At 42.9% G+C, this 23,155-nt stretch carries 19 protein-coding genes and 1 pseudogene; 18 read left to right on the top strand and 2 right to left on the bottom strand.

Translation table 11 applies throughout. From position 1 onward, the window contains the following. Positions 1 to 103 precede the first annotated feature (103 nt). From HMPREF2893_RS08280 to HMPREF2893_RS08265, 4 genes are read left to right on the top strand one after another with little or no spacing between them, the layout of a single operon-like run. On the top strand, positions 104 to 3,202 hold the full coding sequence (locus HMPREF2893_RS08280) for a CocE/NonD family hydrolase (RefSeq protein ID WP_070675696.1): 3,099 nt from the start codon (positions 104 to 106) through the stop codon (positions 3,200 to 3,202). A gap of 23 nt (positions 3,203 to 3,225) precedes the next feature. Beyond that, the gene (locus HMPREF2893_RS08275) at positions 3,226 to 4,857 is read left to right on the top strand and encodes a M20/M25/M40 family metallo-hydrolase (RefSeq protein WP_070675694.1); all 1,632 of its coding nucleotides are present in this window, start codon (positions 3,226 to 3,228) and stop codon (positions 4,855 to 4,857) included. Positions 4,858 to 4,896: 39 nt separating this feature from the next. Beyond that, positions 4,897 to 5,640, top strand: coding sequence for an ABC transporter ATP-binding protein (locus tag HMPREF2893_RS08270; RefSeq protein WP_003010968.1), 744 nt, complete (start codon positions 4,897 to 4,899; stop codon positions 5,638 to 5,640). Next, complete coding sequence (locus tag HMPREF2893_RS08265; RefSeq protein ID WP_070675692.1) at positions 5,630 to 7,276, top strand: hypothetical protein; 1,647 nt, start codon at positions 5,630 to 5,632, stop codon at positions 7,274 to 7,276. The genes HMPREF2893_RS08270 and HMPREF2893_RS08265 overlap by 11 nt, the downstream gene beginning before the upstream one ends. Positions 7,277 to 7,324: 48 nt before the next feature. Here the strand turns inward: HMPREF2893_RS08265 and HMPREF2893_RS08260 are convergent, their stop codons facing one another. Continuing rightward, positions 7,325 to 8,167 carry a DegV family protein gene (locus HMPREF2893_RS08260; protein WP_070675690.1) on the bottom strand — a complete coding sequence of 281 codons (843 nt, stop codon included), beginning with the start codon at positions 8,165 to 8,167 and terminating at the stop codon, positions 7,325 to 7,327. A 129-nt stretch (positions 8,168 to 8,296) separates the two neighbouring features. On the opposite strand from HMPREF2893_RS08260, the gene HMPREF2893_RS08255 reads away from it, so the two are divergent. From HMPREF2893_RS08255 to HMPREF2893_RS08235, 5 genes are all read left to right on the top strand, one after another. Further along, positions 8,297 to 8,866: a TetR/AcrR family transcriptional regulator gene (locus HMPREF2893_RS08255; RefSeq protein ID WP_003010925.1), complete on the top strand. Its 570-nt coding sequence runs from the start codon at positions 8,297 to 8,299 to the stop codon at positions 8,864 to 8,866. A gap of 195 nt (positions 8,867 to 9,061) precedes the next feature. Further along, positions 9,062 to 10,420, top strand: coding sequence for a hypothetical protein (locus HMPREF2893_RS08250; RefSeq protein ID WP_261674184.1), 1,359 nt, complete (start codon positions 9,062 to 9,064; stop codon positions 10,418 to 10,420). A 79-nt stretch (positions 10,421 to 10,499) separates the two neighbouring features. After that, positions 10,500 to 11,489, top strand: coding sequence for a hypothetical protein (locus tag HMPREF2893_RS08245; protein WP_261674183.1), 990 nt, complete (start codon positions 10,500 to 10,502; stop codon positions 11,487 to 11,489). 27 nt (positions 11,490 to 11,516) lie between these two features. Continuing rightward, positions 11,517 to 12,089 carry an HD domain-containing protein gene (locus HMPREF2893_RS08240; protein WP_070675686.1) on the top strand — a complete coding sequence of 191 codons (573 nt, stop codon included), beginning with the start codon at positions 11,517 to 11,519 and terminating at the stop codon, positions 12,087 to 12,089. Between the two features lie 49 nt (positions 12,090 to 12,138). Then, on the top strand, positions 12,139 to 12,981 hold the full coding sequence (locus HMPREF2893_RS08235; protein ID WP_070675684.1) for a CPBP family intramembrane glutamic endopeptidase: 843 nt from the start codon (positions 12,139 to 12,141) through the stop codon (positions 12,979 to 12,981). Between the two features lie 126 nt (positions 12,982 to 13,107). Here the strand turns inward: HMPREF2893_RS08235 and HMPREF2893_RS08230 are convergent, their stop codons facing one another. Continuing rightward, positions 13,108 to 13,986 (bottom strand): polysaccharide deacetylase family protein, encoded by an 879-nt coding sequence (locus HMPREF2893_RS08230; protein WP_070587266.1) that lies wholly within the window; start codon positions 13,984 to 13,986, stop codon positions 13,108 to 13,110. A 175-nt stretch (positions 13,987 to 14,161) separates the two neighbouring features. Here HMPREF2893_RS08230 and HMPREF2893_RS08225 point away from each other — a divergent pair, with 175 nt between their 5' ends. The 9 genes and pseudogenes from HMPREF2893_RS08225 to HMPREF2893_RS08185 form a co-directional block, all read left to right on the top strand. Continuing rightward, positions 14,162 to 15,448 (top strand): homoserine dehydrogenase, encoded by a 1,287-nt coding sequence (locus HMPREF2893_RS08225; protein WP_061455121.1) that lies wholly within the window; start codon positions 14,162 to 14,164, stop codon positions 15,446 to 15,448. Between the two features lie 2 nt (positions 15,449 to 15,450). Further along, positions 15,451 to 16,317, top strand: coding sequence for a homoserine kinase (gene thrB, locus HMPREF2893_RS08220; RefSeq protein ID WP_070675682.1), 867 nt, complete (start codon positions 15,451 to 15,453; stop codon positions 16,315 to 16,317). Positions 16,318 to 16,400: 83 nt separating this feature from the next. Then, positions 16,401 to 17,381, top strand: a complete 981-nt coding sequence (locus tag HMPREF2893_RS08215) for a hypothetical protein (protein WP_070675680.1) — start codon at positions 16,401 to 16,403, stop codon at positions 17,379 to 17,381. A 119-nt stretch (positions 17,382 to 17,500) separates the two neighbouring features. After that, a complete protein-coding gene (gene murB, locus HMPREF2893_RS08210) occupies positions 17,501 to 18,397 on the top strand; it encodes a UDP-N-acetylmuramate dehydrogenase (RefSeq protein WP_070675678.1) in 897 nt (298 codons plus the stop codon). Between the two features lie 207 nt (positions 18,398 to 18,604). After that, positions 18,605 to 19,762, top strand: a complete 1,158-nt coding sequence (locus tag HMPREF2893_RS08205; protein WP_003002881.1) for an ABC transporter ATP-binding protein — start codon at positions 18,605 to 18,607, stop codon at positions 19,760 to 19,762. Further along, positions 19,743 to 20,549 (top strand): ABC transporter permease, encoded by an 807-nt coding sequence (locus HMPREF2893_RS08200; protein WP_003011144.1) that lies wholly within the window; start codon positions 19,743 to 19,745, stop codon positions 20,547 to 20,549. Before HMPREF2893_RS08205 ends, HMPREF2893_RS08200 begins: the two co-directional genes overlap by 20 nt. Beyond that, positions 20,546 to 21,319: an ABC transporter permease gene (locus HMPREF2893_RS08195; protein WP_070675676.1), complete on the top strand. Its 774-nt coding sequence runs from the start codon at positions 20,546 to 20,548 to the stop codon at positions 21,317 to 21,319. Before HMPREF2893_RS08200 ends, HMPREF2893_RS08195 begins: the two co-directional genes overlap by 4 nt. Continuing rightward, positions 21,316 to 22,386 carry an ABC transporter substrate-binding protein gene (locus HMPREF2893_RS08190; RefSeq protein ID WP_003016505.1) on the top strand — a complete coding sequence of 357 codons (1,071 nt, stop codon included), beginning with the start codon at positions 21,316 to 21,318 and terminating at the stop codon, positions 22,384 to 22,386. Before HMPREF2893_RS08195 ends, HMPREF2893_RS08190 begins: the two co-directional genes overlap by 4 nt. A gap of 534 nt (positions 22,387 to 22,920) precedes the next feature. Beyond that, positions 22,921 to 23,155 (top strand): annotated as a pseudogene (locus tag HMPREF2893_RS08185) (hypothetical protein); the annotation flags it as partial.

Below are 23,155 nucleotides of genomic sequence, written 5' to 3'. Positions count from 1 at the left end.
AAAAAAGAAATCGCATACATGAAAGAAATGAAGTGAGATTATAAAAAAATAGAGTCGGGTCCCGCTAGGACTGACTTTGAAAATGGTGAAAGGAGACCATTTTATGAAAAAAACAACTCTTGTTTCTCTACTCGTTGCAGGTTTACTGATTAGTCCTGCTGTACTCGCCCAGCATGTGCAAGCAGACCAAGTAAGCAGCACAACTACTGAGGAGACGGTGACTCCTTCTACGGCAAGTTCTGAAGTTACTGAAACAGTGACCTCAACACAAGGAGACACTATAGAAACCGTACAGCCTGCAAAAGTGGAAGAGGTTTCAGAAACTAACCAATCAACCGCTCCGACAACTACTCCGACGACTGAGCTACATGAAGAACCTGCGTCAAGTCCAGCGGTAGTGAGCGCCCCAACTGTTGAGCCCACTCTAGCCAATCAGCCAAGCCCTGTGCCTGCGACGCCTTCTGTTCGTAGTCAAGAGGAGCGCGCGATTCCAAAAGTAACCCAAGGAGACTTGGCTGAAATTACTGGTGCAACTGTAACCGACCAGGATCGTGAAAAAGAAGTCACTGTGACGGAGGCAGTCAATCAACTATTGAACTGGGCTTCAACCAAGGAAAATCAAGTCGGATCTACTGATAAAGACCGATTAGCTTTTGCCAAGAGCCTTGGAATGGTTAAGGAAGGAGTGGAGGGTTCTGCTCCAGTTACTAATCTCACTTCGATGGTTGATGTAGCCAAACAGCTCAGAGCAGCTTACCGAGCTGACAAGAAGACACCTCTCTTTTTGAATGGCAAAGCACAACCTATTTTCCCATTTACGCCAGGAGACGATCCGGAGCATTACTCCTATGATAAGAGTGACATCGTCCGCTATATTGTCTATGTGGAAACCGATTATGATACGGATGGAGACGGCAAGCCTGACTTGGTCAAGACCTTCGTGCAGGTGCCAAAAGCTGCTGTCAATGGGGACTATAAGGCAGCCAGCATCTTTGAAGCCAGCCCATATGTAACAGGAACAACAGAAGAGCGTACCTTAGAGGGAATTGGTCTCAAAGAAGGTGGTAACTTCGATATGGCCAAGCTCTATGAAAAACCTGCCAAACGCCAAGCAACCAAGACTGTTACGACAGAAGAAGTAGCCAAAGCGACCGATCCAAAGGATTGGTACTATGTCAATCCGCGTGAAAGCTCTGAAGATTATACGCATTATGATTATGAAAATCTTAACTGGTACAATTATTTCTTAGTTCGTGGTTATGCAGTGGTGACCAGCAGTGGTTTGGGCTCAAAAGGATCAGACGGGATCAATACGACTGGCTCTGACCTTGAAGTCGCTGCTTATAAAAATATCGTTGAATGGCTCAATGGCAAACGCAAAGCCTACTCTGATAAGACTAGCAACCATGAAGTCAAGGCAGACTGGTCCAACGGAAACGTCGCCATGACTGGTTTGTCTTGGGCAGGTACGACAACATTTGGCGTAGCTTCTACTGGTGTTGAAGGGCTCAAGACCATTGTGCCAGCTGCAGGGATTGCTAGTTGGTATGACCATTTCAACAGCCAAGGATCTCCTCTTGATACCGGAGCTTCCAATGACCTATCTTGGCTGTCTGTCTATACCTCAGGCCGAATCCTTGATAAGGAAGATTGGGACAAGATCAAGGATTACTATGCAGCCTATATCACCAAGCTCAATGAGCTCCAACACAAGGATGGTCATAATTATAATGAAGAATATGCCAAACGCGACTACACCTTAAATGCAAGCAACTTAAAGGCGGCCCCTCTCATTATCCAAGGGCTCAATGATGACAATGTCAAACCAAAACATTTTGAACTCATGCTGGAAGCCTATAAGAAGGCGGGGATTGATCCCAAGGTCTTGCTCCACCAGGGCAATCACATCTATCCATCTACTCGTTGGTCAGGGACAGAAGTCGCAGGCCAAGCCTTTAATGACCTGATGAATCTCTGGTATAGCCATTACCTCTACGGTATTGAAAATGGGATTGAAAACCTTCCACAAGTAACAGCTCAGGACAATCTAGATCCAAGTAAATGGCGTCGTTTTGATAAATGGGATACCAATAATGCCATCTCTGCTCGAATCTACTCAAAACGGGAGGATGTGACAGTAACTGGTGATTACTATGGTACGGGAAACAACTGGACTACACGTAACCAAGATGCAGCCTTCCATTCCTCAGAAGTAGCGGCTTCCTATGCAGCACCTGTCGACCAAGATGTCACCATCAAAGGCCATATTCCTGTGCATTTTAGCGCTGCTTTTGTCAAGGGAGACAAAAATCATGCCCATGTCAGTGCGACCTTGATGGATGTCTCAGACGAAGACTTTGATGTGGTCAAAGAAGAAATCACCTATGACAAAGACGGTTATAGCACACGCACATTGGACAAAGAAACGATCGATGAGACAGGCTACTGGAATGGTAGCAACCTTGAAACCTTGCCTCTCAAACGTTACAAGACCCACAAGGTTAAGAGTGTGGTGATTGCGCGTGGTTGGATGAATCTGGCCAATCCAGCATCTCGCTATGACTCAGCAAGTTCTAGTCATTCTATTGATCTGAAAGAAAATGAATATCATGATTACACCATGTATCTGCAACCAAATCTCTATACAGTAAAAAAAGGCCACCGACTGGTTTTGAGTTTGCACACCTATGATCCAGATTACATCTATTTTGCAGATCCTTATGAAGTGTCCTTCAAGACAGATTCTATTTCTGCAACGATTCCAATCGTAGAAGACAGTCGGTCTCTCTTGTTCCGTTATCAACCAAGTGAAAAAGATACAGAGTATGCGTCATTGGCAGATCGGATCTTGCCAATTGCAACCATTCAACCAAAAGTAGATCCGGAACAAGACCCAAGTCCAGTAGATCAAGCAGAAAAACCAATTGTTCCAAGTAATCCAATGACTCCAACCAATCCAGCTACTTCTGAAATTCCTCAAAAACCAAGCCACGGTCGAGATCCGATGGATTTCCGTAAGGAACAAAAAGTAGAAACTGCACAAGAATTGGCTCAAAGAGTTGATAAAGATAAGATAGAAGTGACAAGCCAACCAAGCCTTCCAAAAACAGGTCAAGCAACAAGCCCATGGACTCTCTTTGGCTTCCTAGGACTCATGCTCACTAGCCTTTTGTCACTTGGCAAAGCTCACAAAGATGAATAGTAGAAAAGAAGGATAGAGAGAAAGTGAAAACCACCAATAGAGAGAGCATCGAAACGATTTTTACCGAAGCCTTGGCGATTCCGAGCTTCACCAATACTGAGACTGAGCAAGGGATCGAAGCCTACCTGGATCAACGGATTGCCCAGATCCCCTATTTCAAGGAACATCCGGACCACTTTGGGCGCTATCAGGTGCCACAGGATCACTTGCATCGGTCGGTCAATTGGGCCCTGGTTGATAAGGGAAAGAAAAAAACAGTTATCCTTTTCCACCACCATGATACAGTCGATCTAGAAGACTATGGAAACTTGGCAGAAATCGCGCTCGATTCTGATCAAGTAGCAGAAGCCTTGAAAGGACTGGACAGTCGACCTGATATGCAGGAAGATTTAGCTTCTGGTGATTGGAAATTTGGCAGAGGGTCTTGCGATATGAAAGCAGCCCTAGCCCTTCAATTGGGGGTTCTGGAAGCCTATGCAGCAGACCCCACAGAAGGTCAGGTCAATCTGCTCTATCTCTCTGTTGGAGACGAGGAATCCTATTCACGTGGAATGCGTGGAGCCTTGGGACTCCTCACAGATTTGCAGGAAAAGTTTGATCTGAATTATGCATTGGCAGTGGATTCAGAGCCCTTTGAATCGGAAGTAGGAAAAGAAAAGGTCCTTCACATTGGCACAGTCGGCAAACTCATGCCAGTCGTTGTGGCGCAAGGTGTCTTGTCTCATATGAAGGAGCCCCTTAAAGGGATCAATGCCTTGTCCCTCTTAGTAGCCGTTGCAAGCCAGCTGGATCTTCATCCCGATCTGGTAGATCAGGCGCTGGGAGAAACGTCTCCCCTTCCTTCTTGGTCCTATCTCAGAGATTTGAAGGAGCAGTACGATGTATCGACCGTGCTCTATGCGGCTGGTTATTTCAGTGTATTGCATTTGAAGAAAACACCCCAAGAGCTCTTGCAACGAATCTACGAGCTTAGTCAGGAGGCTTTGGACGCCTTTTACAAGAAGTACGAGCACTTGCAGGATCAAGCTGGCCAAGACCATATTATTGCAAGGCCAAGAGTCATCACTTATCAAGAACTAGAGGAACGTTGCCAAGCCTTAGATGGTTACCAAGACTTTAGAGAAGCTTCTAATAAAAAAGCGGAGCAAGATTTTCGTAATGGGACCAGCTACCAGAGCCTTGCGATTCAGCAAATCCAGCGACTCCTTGAGTTTCTCGGAGATAAGGATCCTATGGTGGTCATCGGTTTTGCGCCCCCATATTATCCTTCCATGAACTGCCGCTTTTTGGACAATACCGATCTCAATATCGTGTCCCTCATCACTGATTACCGCGAGTATCTGGACCAAAGGGGCTACCTCTTAAAAGTCGAAGAATACTTTATGGGGATTAACGACACCAGTTATTGTGCCTTGGAAAAGGATGTGGCCTCTTATCAAGTCGTCCTAGATAGCCTAGCCACACCAGCTCAGATCTATGATCTGGATCTGGAAAAAATTGCCCAAATTCAGGTTCCAGCGGTCAATCTAGGCCCTTGGGGTAAAGAATTGCATAAGCGAGGAGAGCGAGTCTACAAAGAAGACTTCTTGGAGACCATTCCAAACTATCTGCTAGATTTGCTCTACCATTTCGATGATCGCTTATCAACAGAATAAGAAAAAAAGGCCCCAATGAGGACCAATAAGGGAGTTAATATGATTACATTTCACGGAGTTACCAAAGATTACGATGGGCATATTGCCCTCAACCACTTGGATCTGACCATCGAAGACGGGCAAATTGTCGGCTTGATTGGCCACAACGGAGCTGGAAAGTCAACGACGATTAAGAGCCTGGTCAGTGTCATCACCCCAACCACTGGATCCATTGAAGTGGATGGTCAGGACCTCTATAGCCATCGACTTGCGATCAAAAAGAAGATCGGTTATGTGGCAGATTCTCCAGATCTTTTCTTGCGCCTCACAGCCAATGAATTCTGGGAGTTGGTTGCGACCTCTTATGATATGAGTCAGAAAGACTGTGACCAACGCTTGGAAGAGCTTCTTAGGATCTTTGATTTTCAGAGCCACCGTTATGAAGTGATTGAATCCTTTTCACATGGGATGCGCCAGAAGGTCTTTGTTATTGCAGCCCTCTTGTCAGATCCAGATATCTGGGTCTTGGACGAACCGATGACAGGTTTGGACCCACAGGCTTCTTACGATTTAAAACAAATGATGCGCCAGCATGCGGATCGCGGCAAGACGGTTATTTTCTCTACCCATGTCTTAGAAGTGGCCGAACAACTCTGTGATAAAATCGCCATTCTCAAAAAAGGAAATCTCATTTTCTATGGGACGATCGAGGAATTGAAAGGTCAACACCCCGAACAAAGTCTGGAAAGTATCTATCTCAGCCTAGCGGGTCGGAAGGAAGAAGGTGGCGATCATGCGTCTTAAGATCATCCAGCAGCTGGTCAATGTTAATATCATCTATGCCAGTCAGCCTGCTCAGATCGCAAAATTACGTGCCAAACAGGCCAAAAAACCGGACGTCAAACTCAATGTTGCCCGTAAATCGGTGCTCAACTATCTCTTTTTAGGCCTGGTCTATTTCCTCATATTTGGCTTGCTCTTTAGCATCTATGATTTTGTCCATCAACCAGCCTTCTTTGTCAATATGGTGGCCCTCTTTTCCTTGATGACCATTTCCCAAGGATTTATGAGCTTTTACAATGTCTTTTATGAAAGCAAGGACCTCCAATTTTACCGGCCCTATGCCTTCTCAGATGCGGAAGTCATTGCTGGAAAGAGTATCTCGGTCATCCTGACCCTTCTCATGGCTATCCTTCCCTTGGTCAGCTATTTTCTGATCCTGCCTGTCCAAGCAGGTGGCTTTAATCCGTTAGGGATCCTACTAGGACTCTTTTGTGCCTTAATTCTCTTAGGCGTTCTCTTTTTAGCGACGATCTTACTAGCTCATTTGATCACCAAGACCTTGTTTTTCAAAAAACACACGACCCTGGTCTCTAACATCATGGTCGGAATTGGTTCTCTTCTGAGTCTAGGAGCTTATCTCTATCTCAATCTAGTTCAAACCCATCGGGTAGAAGTGACGCGTGGCGCTGATATTCCCATTCTATTTCCACCTTTTACGGCCTTTCATCAGTTCATTCTCTATCCTTTTGATGGAGAAGCGATCCTAGGCCTCTTGGGCTGGATCCTGGTCTTTCTGGTCTTGATCGGCCTGGTTCGCAAAATCGTGATCCCGCAGTTCTATGATGCGGCCCTTGCAGTTGCGACCAACCAAACCGTTAAAGAGCGCGTGAGAGTGCTCCATGTTGGTCAGAAAGATTCCTTTAGACGATTTGTCATTCAGTATCATCGTAGACTCTTGAGCGATGGAACCCTTATGGTGCAAGTCCTCTTGATGATGAGCATTCTGCCTTATATTTTCCTCCTCAGTGGAGCAGCAGGAGCATCGAAAAATATAGGAGGCCTCAGTCCTTACCTGACGCCCCAGTATCTGGTGCCACTGACCCTTGTTGCCATCTTGATCGGTGTTTTCAATAGTTTTGGAGGCTTGACCAGTATCGGTATTTCGCTAGAGCGCGAAAACTTTGAGTACTTGAGATCGCTCCCTATTGATTTCAAACGCTATCTCTTCATGAAGTTTTGGTTGCTCTATCTGGTGCAATCCATCCTCCCAGTCATTCTTCTAGTTGGCGTTTGTCTCTATTTTGGCGTCCATCCCTTGGCTATCCTAGCTATGTTATTGATCTGGGTGTTAACAACCATTCCGATCTGCATTCGAGACTATGTCAAAGATTTTCAGAACTTTAGCACCAATTGGACCAATATCACGGAGTTGATGAACCGTCATCGTGGGAATGCAGTTCTTCAGTCTATTCTCTTGATTGTCTTTCTCTTTGTGATGTTTCTCTTGATCATTGTCAGCTTCATTTGGACCTATCATTCCGTCAGCACCCTGCTGGCTGTGATTCTTTATAGTGTCATACTGCTGATTGGAGCTGGAATCAGCTATACCATCTACCGCAAAAAAATCCGTACTCTCTTCCAAGAGATCGGAGAATAAAAATAGACTCCTCAAGACAAGAAGCTTGAGGAGCCTTTTTGATGGTGATTAAACTTCATAGCCCATGAGGAGGCCGCCTTCTTCGGCGTAGAAACTACAAAGTCCAGAAGTAGGAAGGACTTCAATCATTGCATGGGCGAATTTTTCGCGAACCAATGCAGAGAATTGCTCGATAAACTTTTCATTGTTGCGGTGGGCGATGGTGATATGACCGCCAGCATAACCCGCCTTGATCAGTTCATCAAAAGCAGCCTTGATCGCTTTCTTTTGACCACGAGCTTTTTGAAGCAACTCAAGGGTACCGGTCTTACTAGCTTCGCCGACCATACGGATATTGAGGAGCCCGACAACAGTCCCGATCAATTTGCTGAGACGCCCATTTTTGACCAGATTATCAACCTTGGCCAAAACAAAGAGCAACTTCGTCTTAGACTGGTAGGTCGTGATCACATCGACCACTTGATCAAAATCAAGGCCTTCAGCGACCAACTGATTGAGCTTGCGAACGATCAGGTCCACCTCACCCCCAGCTGACAAGCTATTAATGACGTGGATATTGGTATTTGGATGCTCTTCCAGATAAATCTTCTTGGCAACCTCTGCGCTGTTGTAGCTACCAGAAAGGGTACCTGTGATGGTGACAACGACGATATTATCTGCCCCTTCAAAAGACTTCATATAATCATCCGGACTCGGACAGGCAGACTTAGAAGCTGTCGTGGTCGCATACATCTCCTCCATCATCTGATCGATATTGAGTTGGGCGTCATCTGTGTAGATGGTATCACCCACTTGGATGGTCAATGGGACACTGACAAACTCCGTATCCGGTGCCAGATTGTCCAAAGAGCGGTAGTCACAGCCTGAATCCGCAATAATTTTCCATTTCATCAGTTCATACCTCATAATTGTATAAAAATGTACATTGACAAGTAGTATGTCTTCTTTTACAATTATATCATGAAGAGCAATGCTATCCAAGCAGATATCATCAGGTGAGACAGATAGAAAGTAAATGTTATGGCAGAAAGAAAAATATCCGAGAAATCCTTGGAAAATCTCAAACGATTTAACCGAGAAAACAATGCGATTACACGAGAATCCATCGAAATCTCTCTCCTGCAATTGTTGGAGAAAAAAGATCTGAAAAAGATCACCATCTCTGAGCTGGTTCAGCGTGCAGGTGTCTCTCGCGCAGCCTTTTACCGTAATTATGACTCCAAAGAAGAGATTCTAGAGTCCATCTTTCAATCTAGTATCGCAAAGATTACCAAGTCTTTAGATGGCTACAACCTCAAGACAGACCTCTACCAAGTCTGGGTCTACCTCTTTAAGGAAGTCAAGAAAGAAGCCAAAATCATTAGCTTGGCCATTGATTATAATTTTGAGCGACTCTTGACCAAGGCAGTCTATGACTTTTTAGAAAAACGCAATGGCAGCTCCTCGAATGGCGCTGGCAGCTACCTCAATTCCTTCTGGAGCTCAGCCATTGTCTCTGTCATATCCAAATGGATCAAGGATGGCATGAAGATCCCCGCTGAGAAGATCGCGACCCTAGGGCTGCCCCTCTTTCCACAAAAGAAGAAGTAAACACCACCGATAGGTGGTTTTTTTCTTGCAACTATTTCCAACTAGTGAGGAAGTTGCCCCAGTCGCAAAATTTCGGTATCATGGAAGGAGTTAACTTGTAGAATTAAATAATTAGGTTGGATTTTAAGTGACTTTTTCTAAGCCAGAGCCAACAAATGTCAATGGACAACAAAATAATAAGCAAGGAGATTTATAGTGAAAGATTATAGAGTGTTAAGAAGACGCTACAATATTCCAGTGATCGTCTTATTGGTCATTTTAGCTCTACCGTTTTTGTATATTGTGCACGTGACCCAAAGTAAAAATATTGCAACTATTTGTTTTTTGATTTACCTAATGATTGAGCTGGTTCTAGCTATCATTAAAGATACGCTTTTAATCAAAAAGTTGAATAGTCTCATCTATGAGGATCTCAATCTTGACCTGATGGCAAGCTATATTCTGATCCAAAAAAGAAAAAGTATCAAAACGATTAAGGTGAGAGTACAGATTGCCACACTTTTCTATTATTATCGGATTGGTGACTTTGGATCTATTGAAGCAGTTGTAAAGGAACTTAAGGAGAATCAGAAGTTTACAGATGCTGAACAAGTAAAATTAAACGAAACTCTATTGAATGCGAACCTATTTTTTAGGCCGGATTTGAAGGAGGATGATTTTGAGGAGTTACTAGCTAACTATTTAGCAGATGATGAACCACTCAAGAAGGCTTACAGAGCCCGCTACGATATTCTGGTCAAAAAAGAAGCTAATGATGCCATCTTAAAGGAAGTAACAACTAGCAAGTTCTCTCAATTGGAATCCATGTACCTAAGGGCAGTGAATGAGTCCCTCAAAGGAAATAAAAATGAGGCAATGGAGCTATTTGCTACCATTGCGAAAGAAGATGAGAGACTGTATCTGGTCAGAATGGCTCAGGCCTATCAAGATAGTAACAGCTCAGGAGAAAAGAGTGTTTCACTTGATGCAAGTCAAGAAGAAGTCACTGTGAAACTATTGCGAATGAAGCTGGTAGAAGAAGAGCCGGTCAAACAAGACCATTCAGCCACATCTAATAAAGGGCTTGCTTTTTTCAGAGGCTGGAAAATCGCTCTTCTTTTAATTCCGCCATTTCTAATGTATGCGATAATTTTAATCATCCTAGCAGTCCTCAAAAAAATAGGGTCGTTCCTTCCCCAAAAATTTAAAATGGAGTTGCTTTTATTAATTCCTGTAGCAATGATCATATTCTATATCAAACAAGAACAAGAATTGAATGCTATTAAAGATGGCCGGTATTATCTAGTGGTTAAGAGTAAATCTTCTAATAAAGCTTCTATAGATAAGTCGACCTGGGTAGAGTTTTCTGGGGATTATATTATTCTCAAAGAAGGAAATACAACGACTACTATTCTGTATAATAGTGAGGATAGAAGTTTTGAAAAAGATGGAATAATTTATAGGTTTATTGATGACCATGGAGACTTATCCATCAGTGATATGGTTTCACACGAGTCCGTGTCATACGTCAGTACAGAGAGTTCAATGTTCTCTAAATATGAAAAAGGAAAGTAATAGTTTCTGATTGAGAGTTAGAACATGCTCAGAAATTATAGCTTTGGTTCTACTATACTTCAAGAAAGGATCTGTTTAAATGATGAAAAAAAGAAAGAGAAAAGTCATGCTTTCGGTTCTCCTTGCTCTCACACTCATAGTAGTTGCTTGGGTTTGTTATGACTCCTATGATAGAAACTATTATAGTCAATTTGGTTGGTACAGTGGGAAAACCAAAATTGATGACTATGAGATGATTGCGGATGGTGCTGGTCTGATTGCTCACTGGAAATCAACGACACCTGAGGAAGATCAGAAAATAAAGAAGTATAGAAGTTATAGAAATTACAACCAGGTTCGTGCGGGAGAATATCACATTCTGCGTTCCAATATGAAATTAAAAGATTATCCCTATTATTATATGGAACGACCATCTAAGGATGAATATTGGACGTTGAACCTTTATAAGATCGAAGGAAAGAAATTAAAAGAAGAGAAAGAAATTGATTTATATAAGTTCGTGGAGAACTTTGATTCTAACTATATTCCATCAGACTTAGGTCCCATATATAGATCCAATGGAAGCGAACTAGTTGAATTATCTATCAGAAGTTTGAAGGATCCTTCTGTTCGAAAGAAGATGTTTCTTAATTTGGATACCCATAAATTGGAACAACATGATCAACTTGCGATAAATAACAAGAGGAAACCTTCAGTACAGTTCAAGAGTCTTCAAGATCCAGATAGCAGTTTTTTGAAAGATATATTTTTAGACGATGTAAGTTTCTTTTTTGATCCTAAAAACTTATCAAAAACGCAATTCAAAAAATCTTCGAAAGCTTATCAGTTGCTTGAACAAAAGGATACAAAAGTAATGATTTTAAATCCCAGGAACAGTGCCGATCGATATTCAAGGCCCATATCTGTATATGAACTCTTTATGAAGAAGGGTGTAAATCTCTATAGAGATGCCACAATTCCGGCGGAGTTGTCAATAGATGGACAAGAACATACCATTCAGATAAAAGAAGAATTTGATCGATATTACGATTTGGAAAAGGCAGATAAAGTCTATCATGAGAGCGAATGAAGTAAGAAACTACAGAGGACAAGAACGATGATCGAAGAACGAATCCAAGCTGCTAAGCAGTATGTTAAAACCTTATTTGCTGATCGAGCGGATGGCCATGATGTGGAGCATACCCTCCGCGTCTATACCAATGCTATGAGAATCGCACAAGCAGAAGGTCCATGTGATCTGGAGATAGTGGGCTTGTCAGCTCTTCTTCACGATGCTGATGATGATAAATTGTTTCAAACAGAGAATAATGCGAATGCTCGCATGTTTCTAGAAGAGATCGGTATTCCTCAAGACCAAATCGACCAGATTTGTCGGGTTATCAATGCTGTTTCTTTCAGCAAAAATCGCGATAAACATCCAGAAACCTTAGAAGGCAAGATTGTCCAGGATGCAGACCGCCTCGATGCGATAGGAGCTGTAGGAATTGCGCGAACTTTTTCCTATGGTGGCCACAAAGGTAGGTCCCTCACTAATACCGTCCAACATTTCCATGACAAGTTGCTCCTCTTAAAAGATGAAATGAACACGGAGACTGCTAAGCAAATAGCAGAAAGTCGCCATCAATTTTTAATCACCTTTCTAAAAGAACTAGAGAAGGAACTGGACTGAGTAAAATATTGAAATTAATTTTTATAAAAGACTCATTTGAAAGGAAGATATGCTAAATAGACTATTGAAAAGCCCTATTTTAAGTTGTTCAATTATATTTGTTATCTGTTCAGTAGCAAGGCTATTCGAATACTTCTATATGAGGACAGATGAAACTTTTTTATCGGAGAATTTTCTACATAAGCTTTTTGGAATACTTTTATTGTGGGGAATTCTTTCAATTAGCAAATTAAGATGGATAGATATTGGTTTTACACCTAATGGAATTATAAGAGGTATAGGAAATGGCCTGCTTTTTGGCTTAGTATGCTCCATCTTTGCATATTCAGTTGAGTGTATTGTTCTCTTGTTTCTTCATGGCAATGTTCACTTATCATTTTATGCGAGTGGTTTCTCTTTAACTGATGAAAAAGGAACACAAGCAGGCATCTTATTTATCTTGTTAAGTGTCTTATTTAACCTGATAAACGTGTGGATGGAAGAAGGAGTTTTTCGTGGCCTTTTCACAAAAATTCTTGAAGGGATTTCTTACCGCAAGAGTCTATTCTTTATAGCCTTCCTATTTGGAATATGGCATTTGGCAATGCCCTTAAGAGATTATCTTCAAGAAGAATCGTCACTCTTAAATCTTATTGTTATGGGGATTGGCTATGTTATCCTAGCGGGAATGATGAGTATCAAATGGTCTTTACTTTACAAAATGACAGGTTCCTTGTGGCTAGGACTAGGAGATCATCTTTTCAACAATCTTGCTTCAAATCTGGTTCATGTTGTCTCAAATTCTGAATCAGATAGCTTGCAGATAGTGAGAATTATTCTTTGGCAGTTGTTGTCATTTGCAATTGTTTTGAGCATTTATAAAAGAAAGTCGAAGGCTATAGCGAATCAATAATGAAGCTCTTTTAAGAATTTTTGAATCCTATTACATTTTATGAATCAACGATTAAAAAATTTTTTATAAGGAACTCTAACAAAAAGCCCCTGTCTGAAAACGATGATTTCAGACAGGGGGCTTTCTTTATTCTTGGATCATGGCTAGGAGGTCCTCTCCTGTAGTGGTTGGAAGGATCCGGACTCGTTTGAGGGAATAGAGTCCATCAGCGGAGCTGGCTAGTCCATTTTTAGTGGTGAGGCCAAGTTTGTAGTCAGCTTTCTTGGCTTGGTCGATCGTGACCTGGCTGTAGCGACCAGATGGGTAGACGATAACGCTAGTATTTTGATCCAGCACCTTATCCAGCAGGCGTTTAGAAGCGACCAGCTCATTCTTTTGGGTCTCAAGACTGGAATTGGCTAGGTCTGGATGATTGACCGTATGGCTTTCAAAGGTCAAGCCAGCACTTTTCATCTCTTTGATTTGGTCAAAGGTCAGGACATTTTCTTTTTCCTTTTGGGTAAAGTCCGTGATGATATTGTTAGTGGCGGTCATCTTGTACTTCTTAAGAAGCGGATAGACGATGGTATAGAAATCCTCGACGCCATCATCAAAGGTCAACCAGACATATTTCTTTCCTTTTGGCACTTCATTTTTTGCGAGGATCCGATAAGCTTCCTCAGGTGTCAGGGTGTAATAACCCGCTTTTTTCAGGGCCTTTAGTTGGCTTTCAAAGGTTTCTGGATCGACAATCAGATTGGCATTAGCAGCTTCGGACTCAGCCATATTGTGCACGGAGTGGTACATGAGGATGGGCAGTTTGACCGGCTTTTTCACTCGGGTCCACTCGATAGAGGAGCTACCTTCCTCGAGAGAACGCGTTACGGCAGTGCCACTGGTATTCCCGTCACTCGGCTGAGTGATCCGTTTGATCAGAAGAAAGCTACAAATAAAGATACAGACTAGGAGGAGGGCATTGATTCCAAGTAGGGCTTTGATTTTTTTAGGTACTCTTCGTTTACTCATAGTGTCACCGTTTTCATTATTTTCTTTATTGTACCACAAATTCTATGTTCTTTTCCAGAACTTGCTACAGGAAGATCCTGTCATGAAAATTCAGAATTTTTAAGGCAATTGGCTGTCAAACGCTCAAGTTTTTGTTATAATGGAGCTACTATAGAAAATTCAAGGAGTCAATAGGATGTCTGTTAAGATTGCCTTACTAGGATTTGGTACTGTTGCTAGTGGCGTACCATTTTTATTAAAAGAAAACCATGAAAAAATCACCCAGGCAGCTCAAGATGAAATCGAGATCGCTAAGGTCTTGGTTCGAGATGATGAGGAAAAGGAAAAATTACAAGCTGCTGGTCACGACTACAACTTTGTGACCAATGTCGATGAAATCATTGAAGACAAAGACATTGCCATCGTTGTGGAATTGATGGGCCGTATCGAGCCAGCTAAGACCTTTATCACCCGTGCGCTTGAAGCGGGTAAGCATGTGGTCTCTGCTAACAAAGACCTTCTTGCCGTCCATGGAAGCGAGTTGCTAGAGATTGCTCAAAAACACCAAGTGGCCCTTTATTATGAAGCTGCCGTAGCTGGTGGGATCCCAATCCTTCGGACCTTGGTGAATTCCCTTGCTTCCGACAAGGTGACTAAGGTTCTTGGTGTGGTCAATGGAACATCTAACTTCATGATGACCAAAATGGTCGAAGAAGGCTGGACTTATGAAGATGCTTTAGCAGAAGCGCAACGCTTAGGTTACGCTGAAAGTGATCCAACCAATGACGTCGAAGGGATCGATGCTGCCTACAAGATGGTGATCTTGAGCCAATTTGCCTTTGGGATGAACATCCAATTTGATCAAGTGGGTCACAAAGGGATCAGCCAGATCACTCCTCAAGATGTCTCAGTCGCTCAAAGCCTTGGATATGTCATCAAGCTTGTCGGATCCATTGTTGAAACAGAGTCAGGGATTGCAGCAGAAGTGACACCAACCTTCCTTCCAAAACAACACCCACTTGCTGGCGTGAACGACGTTATGAATGCGGTCTATGTGGAATCCATCGGTATTGGTGAGTCTATGTACTACGGACCAGGTGCTGGCCAAAAACCAACAGCGACAAGTGTCGTAGCTGATATTGTGCGCATTGTCCGTCGTCTAAAAGAAGGAACGATCGGTAAAGCCTTCAATGAATACAGCCGCCCTCTTCAATTGGCTAAGCCAGAAGACGTGAAAAATAACTATTATTTCTCAATCAAGGCACCAGATGCGACTGGTCAAATCTTGCGTCTTGCGGAAATCTTTAATGCAGAAGGAGCTTCCTTCAAGCAAATCCTCCAAGAAGACTCAGATGGTCAATTTGCAAGTGTCGTCATCATTACCCACCAAGTCAACCAAACACAATTCAAGAACTTGGTTGAAAAATTGGATTCAGAGGCGAATTTCGAACTCTTGAATACCTTTAAAGTCTTGGGAGAATAAGCATGAAAATTATTGTTCCAGCAACCAGTGCCAATGTAGGGCCAGGGTTTGATTCTGTTGGGATTGCCGTGACTCGCTATTTGACTATTGAAGTCCTTGAATCAGCTGATGCTTGGTTTATTGAGCATGATCTAGGAGCAGGGATTCCGACAGATGAGAAAAACCTCTTGCTCTCAACAGCTCTTTCTATCTCAACTGATATGCAGCCCCATCGAATCAAGATGACCAGTCAAGTGCCTTTGGCGCGTGGTCTTGGATCTTCTAGCTCGGTCATTGTCGCAGGGATTGAATTGGCCAACCAATTAGCCAACCTCCAGCTATCAGACGCTGAGAAATTACGCATCGCGACCGAGATCGAAGGTCATCCGGATAATGTAGCTCCGGCTATTTTTGGAAATATGGTCATCGCTAGCTACATCGGTGAAGATGTCCAATATGTCACGGCTGACTTCCCAAGCTGTGACCTTGTGGCCTTTGTGCCGAGCTACCAATTGAAGACCAGTGATAGTCGGAATGTCCTACCGAAAGAATGGTCTTATAAGGAAGCTGTTGCAGCTAGTAGCGTAGCCAATGTCGCTATTGCAGCTCTCCTCAAGGGAGATTTGCTGACGGCTGGTCGCTCCATCGAGTCAGATCATTTCCACGAACGCTACCGTCAATCTCTTGTCAAAGAGTTCCCTCAGGTCAAAGAAGTCGCACATGCGCATGGGGCCTACGCTACCTATCTGTCAGGAGCAGGCCCAACAATCATGAACCTCTTAGCGCCAGAACATACAGCAGCCTTTGTCGCAGCTCTCGAAGAACTCGGGCTAGAAGGTCAGATTTTTCAACTTAAAATCGACACATTTGGTGTTCGTGTTGAGAAATAAACCTCAATGTAACACAAATGAAAGAAGGATGTATACGAATATATATGTCCTTTTTGCTTCTCCTATGGTAGAATGGGAATTGTATGGGGAAAAGCTCAAGCTTTCCCGAAAGTTTAGGGGGAAACATGAAACCAGAATATTTATATAGTATTGCTACCGATCTTGGTCTACAATTTGATGGCGAAGCCCGTGTGATGTATGGAGAGCGTGAAGGCTTCTTGTTAGTCATTGAAGGCGCTCAAACCAAGAATGTATTTACCATTTCACTCAGCGTGAAACAAGGTTCCGAAGGAGACTTGATCGAAGATAGCGAGATTCTTTGGAATGAACTAAAAGAACAATCAAAAGCCATTAATGCGATTTCTTTTAATGGTTACTTGACCTCGATCGTTGTCAAAGGCGGAATGACCAAAGGGAAGGCTGTCGAAACCTTATGGACAGCTATCCAAGATATTGTTGATTTCTTACTCAATCACCAATTTGTGCAAGTGAATGCGGAAACGGGTGAGGAAGGACCAATCGGTCTGTATCAAATTGGAGATGCGATCTTTTTAATCGACGATGAAACTTTTAGAGCTTACCAAGCCGAAGTGCAAGATACAGTTGAGGCTTATGAAGCGCGGGAAGAAAACTTCCTTTTAGGGATTGTAGGTGCTGTGATTGGTGTGATCATCGGTGGAGCAGTTGCCCTCTTAGTAGCGCGTCTTGGCTATGTGTCTGTTTTAGCAGGTGCTGCCCTTGGTTTTTGTACCATCAAAGGTTATGAGATCCTTGGTAAAAAACTGACTAAAAAAGGTGTGGTAGTTTCATCTATCTTGATGGTTTTGACGGTCTTTTTGGTCAACCAATTAGATTATACTTTGGCGCTCATGAGTGAACTGGATTTACCATTTGGTATGTCCTGGACGCTTCTCAATGAGGCGACATTCTCAGGGGACGTCCCTGATAAATTTTACTTGAATCTAGGCTTGCTAGCTGTCTTTACTCTTGGTGGTGCTTGGATTTCGGTCAAATCGGCTCTGGATGGACAAAAGAATCGTGCTATCGCACGTAAAATTGCATAATAAATGATAAAAGGAAGGCCTGAATATTATAGGTCTTCTTTTGCTTTTTAGGGTCGAAAAATAGTCAAAAATTTGGTATAATAGTTTGTATTTTATATAGAGAGAGAACAGACAGAAAGATGATTGAAGAAATGAATCAAATTCTTGAAGGGGTTGATATCCGTTTTCAAGAACCATTAAAACATTATACTTATACAAAGGTTGGGGGAAATGCTGAATTTCTGGCCTTTCCTCGCAACCAATACGAATTAAAACGCATCGTCCAATTTGCAAACCAAGAACAAATTCCATGGATGGTCCTGGGGAATTCTTCTAATATTATTGTCCGAGATGGGGGCATTCCTGGTTTTGTTATTATGTTTGATCGCTTGCGAGATATCAGTGTAGATGGTTATGTGGTCGAAGCAGAAGCAGGGGCAAAACTCATCGAAACGACTCATGTAGCCTTGTATCATAGTTTGAAAGGTCTTGAGTTTGCTAGTGGCATTCCAGGCAGTGTTGGTGGTGCTGTCTTTATGAATGCGGGAGCCTATGGGGGAGAGATCGCTCATGTTCTCGTATCCTGTAAGGTCTTGACCAAAGATGGGGAGATCGAAACTCTGTCAGCGAGTGAACTAGCTTTTGGCTACCGCCATTCTAAGATTCAAGAGACAGGTTCTATCGTCATCTCTGCCAAATTTGCTTTGTCACCTGGCAATCACGAGCAAATCAAACAGGAGATGGATCGGTTGACCCATCTTCGTCAGTTGAAACAACCCCTTGAATACCCTTCTTGTGGATCCGTCTTTAAGCGTCCTGTTGGCCATTTTGCAGGTCAATTGATCAGCGAAGCAGGTCTAAAAGGCTATCGAATCGGTGGTGTGGAAGTTTCTGAAAAGCATGCCGGCTTTATGGTCAATGTCGATAATGGAACAGCTAAGGACTACGAAGATTTGATCGCCCATGTCATTGAGGCAGTAGAAGCTCATTCAGGCGTCCGTTTAGAACCAGAAGTTCGTATTATCGGCCAAGCCTAAGAGCTTAAGTATTGAAGAACAATTAATATTGAACCATCGATAGCATCAGTCGGAGAGGGGGTGAGTGCCTATCGATACCGTAAATAGGTGGGGCAGTCTAGTAAGTCCCCGAGAGGTATTGGTGGTTTGACAGGTTTTCCTGTCAGCCGCTGCATTTTCGTTTGAAATGCAGTTTGCTAATCGCAGTAAAGAAGGAATTTATGTGAATTGAAAAAACCAATTATTGAGTTTAAAAATGTTTCAAAGGTCTTTGAAGATAGCGGTACCGTTGTCCTAAAGGATATCAATTTTGAATTGGAAGAAGGGAAGTTCTATACCCTACTCGGTGCATCTGGATCAGGAAAATCGACCATTCTTAATATCATTGCCGGTCTTTTGGATGCGACGACTGGAGATGTCTATCTTGATGGGGAACGGATCAATGATGTCCCTACCAACAAACGGGATGTCCACACCGTCTTTCAATCCTATGCCCTGTTTCCACATATGACGGTCTTTGAAAATGTGGCTTTTCCCCTTCGTTTGAAAAAGGTGGACAAGGCTGAGATCGAACGTCGGGTTTCAGAAGTATTGAAAATGGTCCAGTTAGCGGGATTTGAAAAACGCTCGATCCAAAAATTATCCGGTGGTCAACGCCAGCGGGTAGCGATTGCCCGGGCTATTATCAATGAACCACGAGTGGTCCTTTTAGATGAGCCCTTGTCTGCACTTGACTTGAAGCTGCGGACAGACATGCAGTATGAGTTGCGGGAATTGCAACAACGCTTGGGGATTACCTTTGTCTTTGTTACCCACGACCAAGAAGAAGCCCTTGCCATGAGTGACTGGATCTTTGTCATGAATGAAGGGGAGATCGTCCAATCTGGTACACCAGTAGATATCTATGATGAACCGATCAACCACTTTGTAGCTACCTTTATCGGGGAGTCCAACATTCTAGATGGTCGCATGATCGAGGACTACTTGGTTGAGTTCAATGGCAAACGCTTTGAAGCCGTCGATGGGGGAATGCGTCCAAACGAACCAGTTGAAGTCGTCATTCGTCCTGAAGACTTGCAAATCACCCTTCCTGAAGAAGGCAAGCTCCAAGTGAAGGTGGACACCCAGCTCTTCCGTGGTGTGCATTATGAGATCATCGCCTATGATGATTTGGGAAATGAGTGGATGATCCATTCCACTCGTAAGGCCATCGTGGGAGAAGTCATCGGGCTAGACTTTGAACCAGAAGATATCCACGTTATGCGTCTCAACGAAACCGAAGAAGAATTCGATGCGCGGATCGAAGAGTACGTTGAAGTGGAAGAGCAAGAAGCTGGTTTGATTAATGCCATTGAGGAGGAAAGAGATGAAGAAAACAACCTCTAATCTATTTATCCTCCCCTACTTCTTGTGGATTTTTCTCTTTGTCTTGGCTCCTGTAGTCATGATCATCTTTCAATCGTTTTTCAACGTTGAAGGGCAGTTTTCACTTGAAAACTACAAAGAGTTCTTCACTTCGCAAAATCTGACCTACTTAAAGATGAGCTTTAATTCGGTCCTTTATGCCGGAATTGTCACCCTGGTGACGCTCTTGATCTCCTACCCGACTGCTTACTTTTTGACGCTGCTCAAACACCGGCAGTTGTGGTTGATGTTGATCGTCTTGCCAACTTGGGTTAATCTCTTGCTCAAGGCCTATGCCTTTATCGGTATCTTTGGTCAAAACGGCTCCATCAATAGCTTTTTAAGCTTTCTCGGAGTCGCTCCCCAGCAGATCCTCTTTACCGATTTCTCCTTTATCTTTGTAGCCAGCTACATCGAGTTGCCTTTTATGATTTTGCCGATCTTTAATGTCTTAGATGACTTAGATCCAAACTTGATCAATGCCAGCTATGATTTGGGAGCCAATCGTTGGGATACCTTCCGTCATGTGGTCTTCCCTTTGTCTATGAATGGAGTCCGCTCAGGTGTGCAGTCTGTCTTTATTCCTAGTCTGAGTCTCTTCATGTTGACACGGATGATCGGTGGAAACCGCGTCATTACCCTAGGGACTGCGATTGAACAGCACTTCCTAACAACACAAAACTGGGGAATGGGTTCTACCATCGGAGTTGTTCTGATCCTTGCTATGCTCTTCACCATGTGGGCAACGAGAGAAAGGAGAGAACGATGAAAAAAGTATCTCATTTCTATCTAGGTTTCGTCTTCCTGATCCTCTATCTTCCCATCTTTTATTTGATCTTTTATGCCTTCAATAAAGGGGGAGATATGAATGCCTTCACAGGCTTTACGCTTGAGCATTTCAACGAGTTGTTCGCAGATAGTCGCCTGATGCTGATCTTATCAGAGACCTTCCTCTTGGCCTTCTTGTCAGCCTTGATTGCGACGTTGATTGGAACCTTTGGAGCCATTTATATCTACCAATCCAAGAAAAAGTTAGAAGGGCCTTTGCTCTCCATTAACAACATTCTCATGGTAGCGCCAGACGTTATGATCGGGGCCAGCTTCTTGATTCTCTTTACGACGGTGAAGTACCAGCTAGGTTTCCTATCTGTTCTGGCTAGCCACGTGGCCTTCTCGATTCCCATTGTGGTCTTGATGGTCTTGCCACGACTCAAGGAAATGAACCGGGATATGGTCAATGCGGCCTATGACTTGGGAGCTACCCAAGTGCAAATGCTCAAAGAGATCATGTTGCCATATCTGACACCAGCCATTATTGCTGGCTACTTTATGGCCTTTACCTATTCTCTTGATGACTTTGCCGTGACCTTCTTTGTAACCGGAAATGGTTTTACAACCTTGTCTGTAGAGATCTACTCACGTGCGCGTCAAGGGATTTCCCTCAGTATCAATGCCTTGTCCGCCCTTGTCTTTCTCTTTAGTGTGCTCTTGGTCATCGGTTATTACTTTATTACCCGTGAAAAGGAGGAAGCAGCATGAAAAAACTTTATTCATTCCTAACTGGGATTGTCCTTGTCATTCTGGTCCTCTGGGGAATTAGCCACCAGATCGAAGCGAGCATGAACACAAAGAATAGTGACAAGCTGGTCATCTACAACTGGGGAGATTATATCGATCCGGAATTGCTCAAGGAATTTACCAAAGAAACAGGGATTCAGGTGCAATATGATACCTTTGATTCCAACGAAGCCATGTACACTAAGATCAAGCAAGGTGGAACCACTTACGATATTGCGATTCCTAGTGAATACATGATTGCTAAGATGATGGATGAGCATCTGGTTGAAAAGTTGGACCAATCCAAGATCAAAGGGATGGAAAATATCGATCCAAAACTCTTGAACCAATCGTTTGATCCGGGCAACCAATATTCAGTCCCTTACTTCTGGGGGACCTTGGGGATTATCTACAATACCAAGATGGTCAAAAATGCTCCTGAACATTGGTCAGATCTCTGGCGTGAAGAGTACAGAAATGACATCATGATGTACGATGGTGCGCGTGAGGTCATGGGAATTGGTCTCAATACCTTGGGCTATAGCCTCAATGAAAAGGATCCAAAGAAATTGCAAGAGGCAGTAGATAAACTCTACACCTTGACGCCAAACATCAAAGCTTTGGTTGCTGATGAGATGAAAGGCTATATGATCCAAAACAATGCGGCTATTGGGGTTACCTTCTCAGGAGAAGCCAGCCAAATGCTCGAAGCCAATAAGGATCTTCGCTATGTCGTCCCAACTGAAGCCAGCAACCTTTGGTTTGATAACATTGTCATTCCAAAAACCGTGAAAAATAAAGAAGCAGCATATGCCTTTATTAACTTCATGCTTCGTCCTAAAAATGCTTTGAAAAATGCTCTTTATGTCGGCTACTCAACGCCAAATAAAAAAGCCAAAGCCATGTTGCCAAAAGAAATCCAAGATGACCAATCCTTCTATCCAAGCGATGAAACACTGGACCATTTGGAAGTCTATCAACAATTAGGCAAGAAGTTGCTTGGAGTCTATAACGATCTTTACCTTCAGGTCAAGATGTATCGAAAATAACAAAAAGGAACCTTCGGGTTCCTTTTTGATTGAAGATAAACTCCTCTTAGAAACTTTCCTTAAGTGAGTACGGACGTTAGGTGAAATTATCCTGTGGATGATTTCAGCAATCCAGGAAGTTCCATGACTTATCAAAGATACAAAGGGTGTTCGCGGATAAAGTCAAAATAGAAAGTTTGACGCAGAATCTGTTGATTCTAGGAAAACTTATCTTTTTGACACAATCCGCTGCCCGTGTTCAATTAGTTTTGGACCTAAGGTTCCAAAACTCCCGAGTGCTAGAAACAATGGTGTTTCTAGCACTTTTCTCACAGCGGAAAGTTTCATTATATATTTAGATACTCTACAAAAATGCAACATTTGAATTTTTAGCATCACTTAGGTTGTTATTTGTAAAAAAGGATTATCTATATTCTAGCAGAACACCGCAAGTTCTTTTATGATTGCCTTATAAAAGTCTCTAACTAGTGAGTTAGATTGAGATTCAAATGAAAGATGCTATAATAGTAAGGAAAGTGACTGGCCCATCCAGTCATGAAAGGAAGGATTGGAGAAGAAGAGATGAAGAGACAACTGGAATTATTTTTGATTATTCTGTTACCGATACTAGGACTGGTTTTTCTTGGAGGAAAGATCATGAATCTGACCAAAAGACCCGAACAGAAGATAACGGCCTCATCTTCAAAGAAAGTCGTACAGAAATCAAAAGAAGAAATAAAAAAAGAACAAGTAGCATATCTCAAAGAGCACGAGCAAGAAATCGTCGATT

Origin of the sequence: Streptococcus sp. HMSC072C09, from assembly GCF_001813105.1 — a bacterium.
Lineage (GTDB): Bacteria > Bacillota > Bacilli > Lactobacillales > Streptococcaceae > Streptococcus.
Note: the sequence above shows the minus strand (reverse complement) of the source record. Positions and strands in the feature narration are given on the sequence as shown.

Bases quoted from the DNA above. Each gene is read 5' to 3' on its own strand.
- HMPREF2893_RS08280 (WP_070675696.1), top strand. From the start codon at position 104: ATGAAAAAAACAACTCTTGTTTCTCTACTCGTTGCAGGTTTACTGATT.
- HMPREF2893_RS08270 (WP_003010968.1), top strand. From the start codon at position 4,897: ATGATTACATTTCACGGAGTTACCAAAGATTACGATGGGCATATTGCC.
- HMPREF2893_RS08265 (WP_070675692.1), top strand. From the start codon at position 5,630: ATGCGTCTTAAGATCATCCAGCAGCTGGTCAATGTTAATATCATCTAT.
- HMPREF2893_RS08260 (WP_070675690.1), bottom strand. From the start codon at position 8,167: ATGAAATGGAAAATTATTGCGGATTCAGGCTGTGACTACCGCTCTTTG.
- HMPREF2893_RS08255 (WP_003010925.1), top strand. From the start codon at position 8,297: ATGGCAGAAAGAAAAATATCCGAGAAATCCTTGGAAAATCTCAAACGA.
- HMPREF2893_RS08245 (WP_261674183.1), top strand. From the start codon at position 10,500: ATGATGAAAAAAAGAAAGAGAAAAGTCATGCTTTCGGTTCTCCTTGCT.
- HMPREF2893_RS08240 (WP_070675686.1), top strand. From the start codon at position 11,517: ATGATCGAAGAACGAATCCAAGCTGCTAAGCAGTATGTTAAAACCTTA.
- HMPREF2893_RS08235 (WP_070675684.1), top strand. From the start codon at position 12,139: ATGCTAAATAGACTATTGAAAAGCCCTATTTTAAGTTGTTCAATTATA.
- HMPREF2893_RS08230 (WP_070587266.1), bottom strand. From the start codon at position 13,986: ATGAGTAAACGAAGAGTACCTAAAAAAATCAAAGCCCTACTTGGAATC.
- HMPREF2893_RS08225 (WP_061455121.1), top strand. From the start codon at position 14,162: ATGTCTGTTAAGATTGCCTTACTAGGATTTGGTACTGTTGCTAGTGGC.
- thrB (WP_070675682.1), top strand. From the start codon at position 15,451: ATGAAAATTATTGTTCCAGCAACCAGTGCCAATGTAGGGCCAGGGTTT.
- HMPREF2893_RS08215 (WP_070675680.1), top strand. From the start codon at position 16,401: ATGGGGAAAAGCTCAAGCTTTCCCGAAAGTTTAGGGGGAAACATGAAA.
- murB (WP_070675678.1), top strand. From the start codon at position 17,501: ATGATTGAAGAAATGAATCAAATTCTTGAAGGGGTTGATATCCGTTTT.
- HMPREF2893_RS08200 (WP_003011144.1), top strand. From the start codon at position 19,743: ATGAAGAAAACAACCTCTAATCTATTTATCCTCCCCTACTTCTTGTGG.
- HMPREF2893_RS08195 (WP_070675676.1), top strand. From the start codon at position 20,546: ATGAAAAAAGTATCTCATTTCTATCTAGGTTTCGTCTTCCTGATCCTC.
- HMPREF2893_RS08190 (WP_003016505.1), top strand. From the start codon at position 21,316: ATGAAAAAACTTTATTCATTCCTAACTGGGATTGTCCTTGTCATTCTG.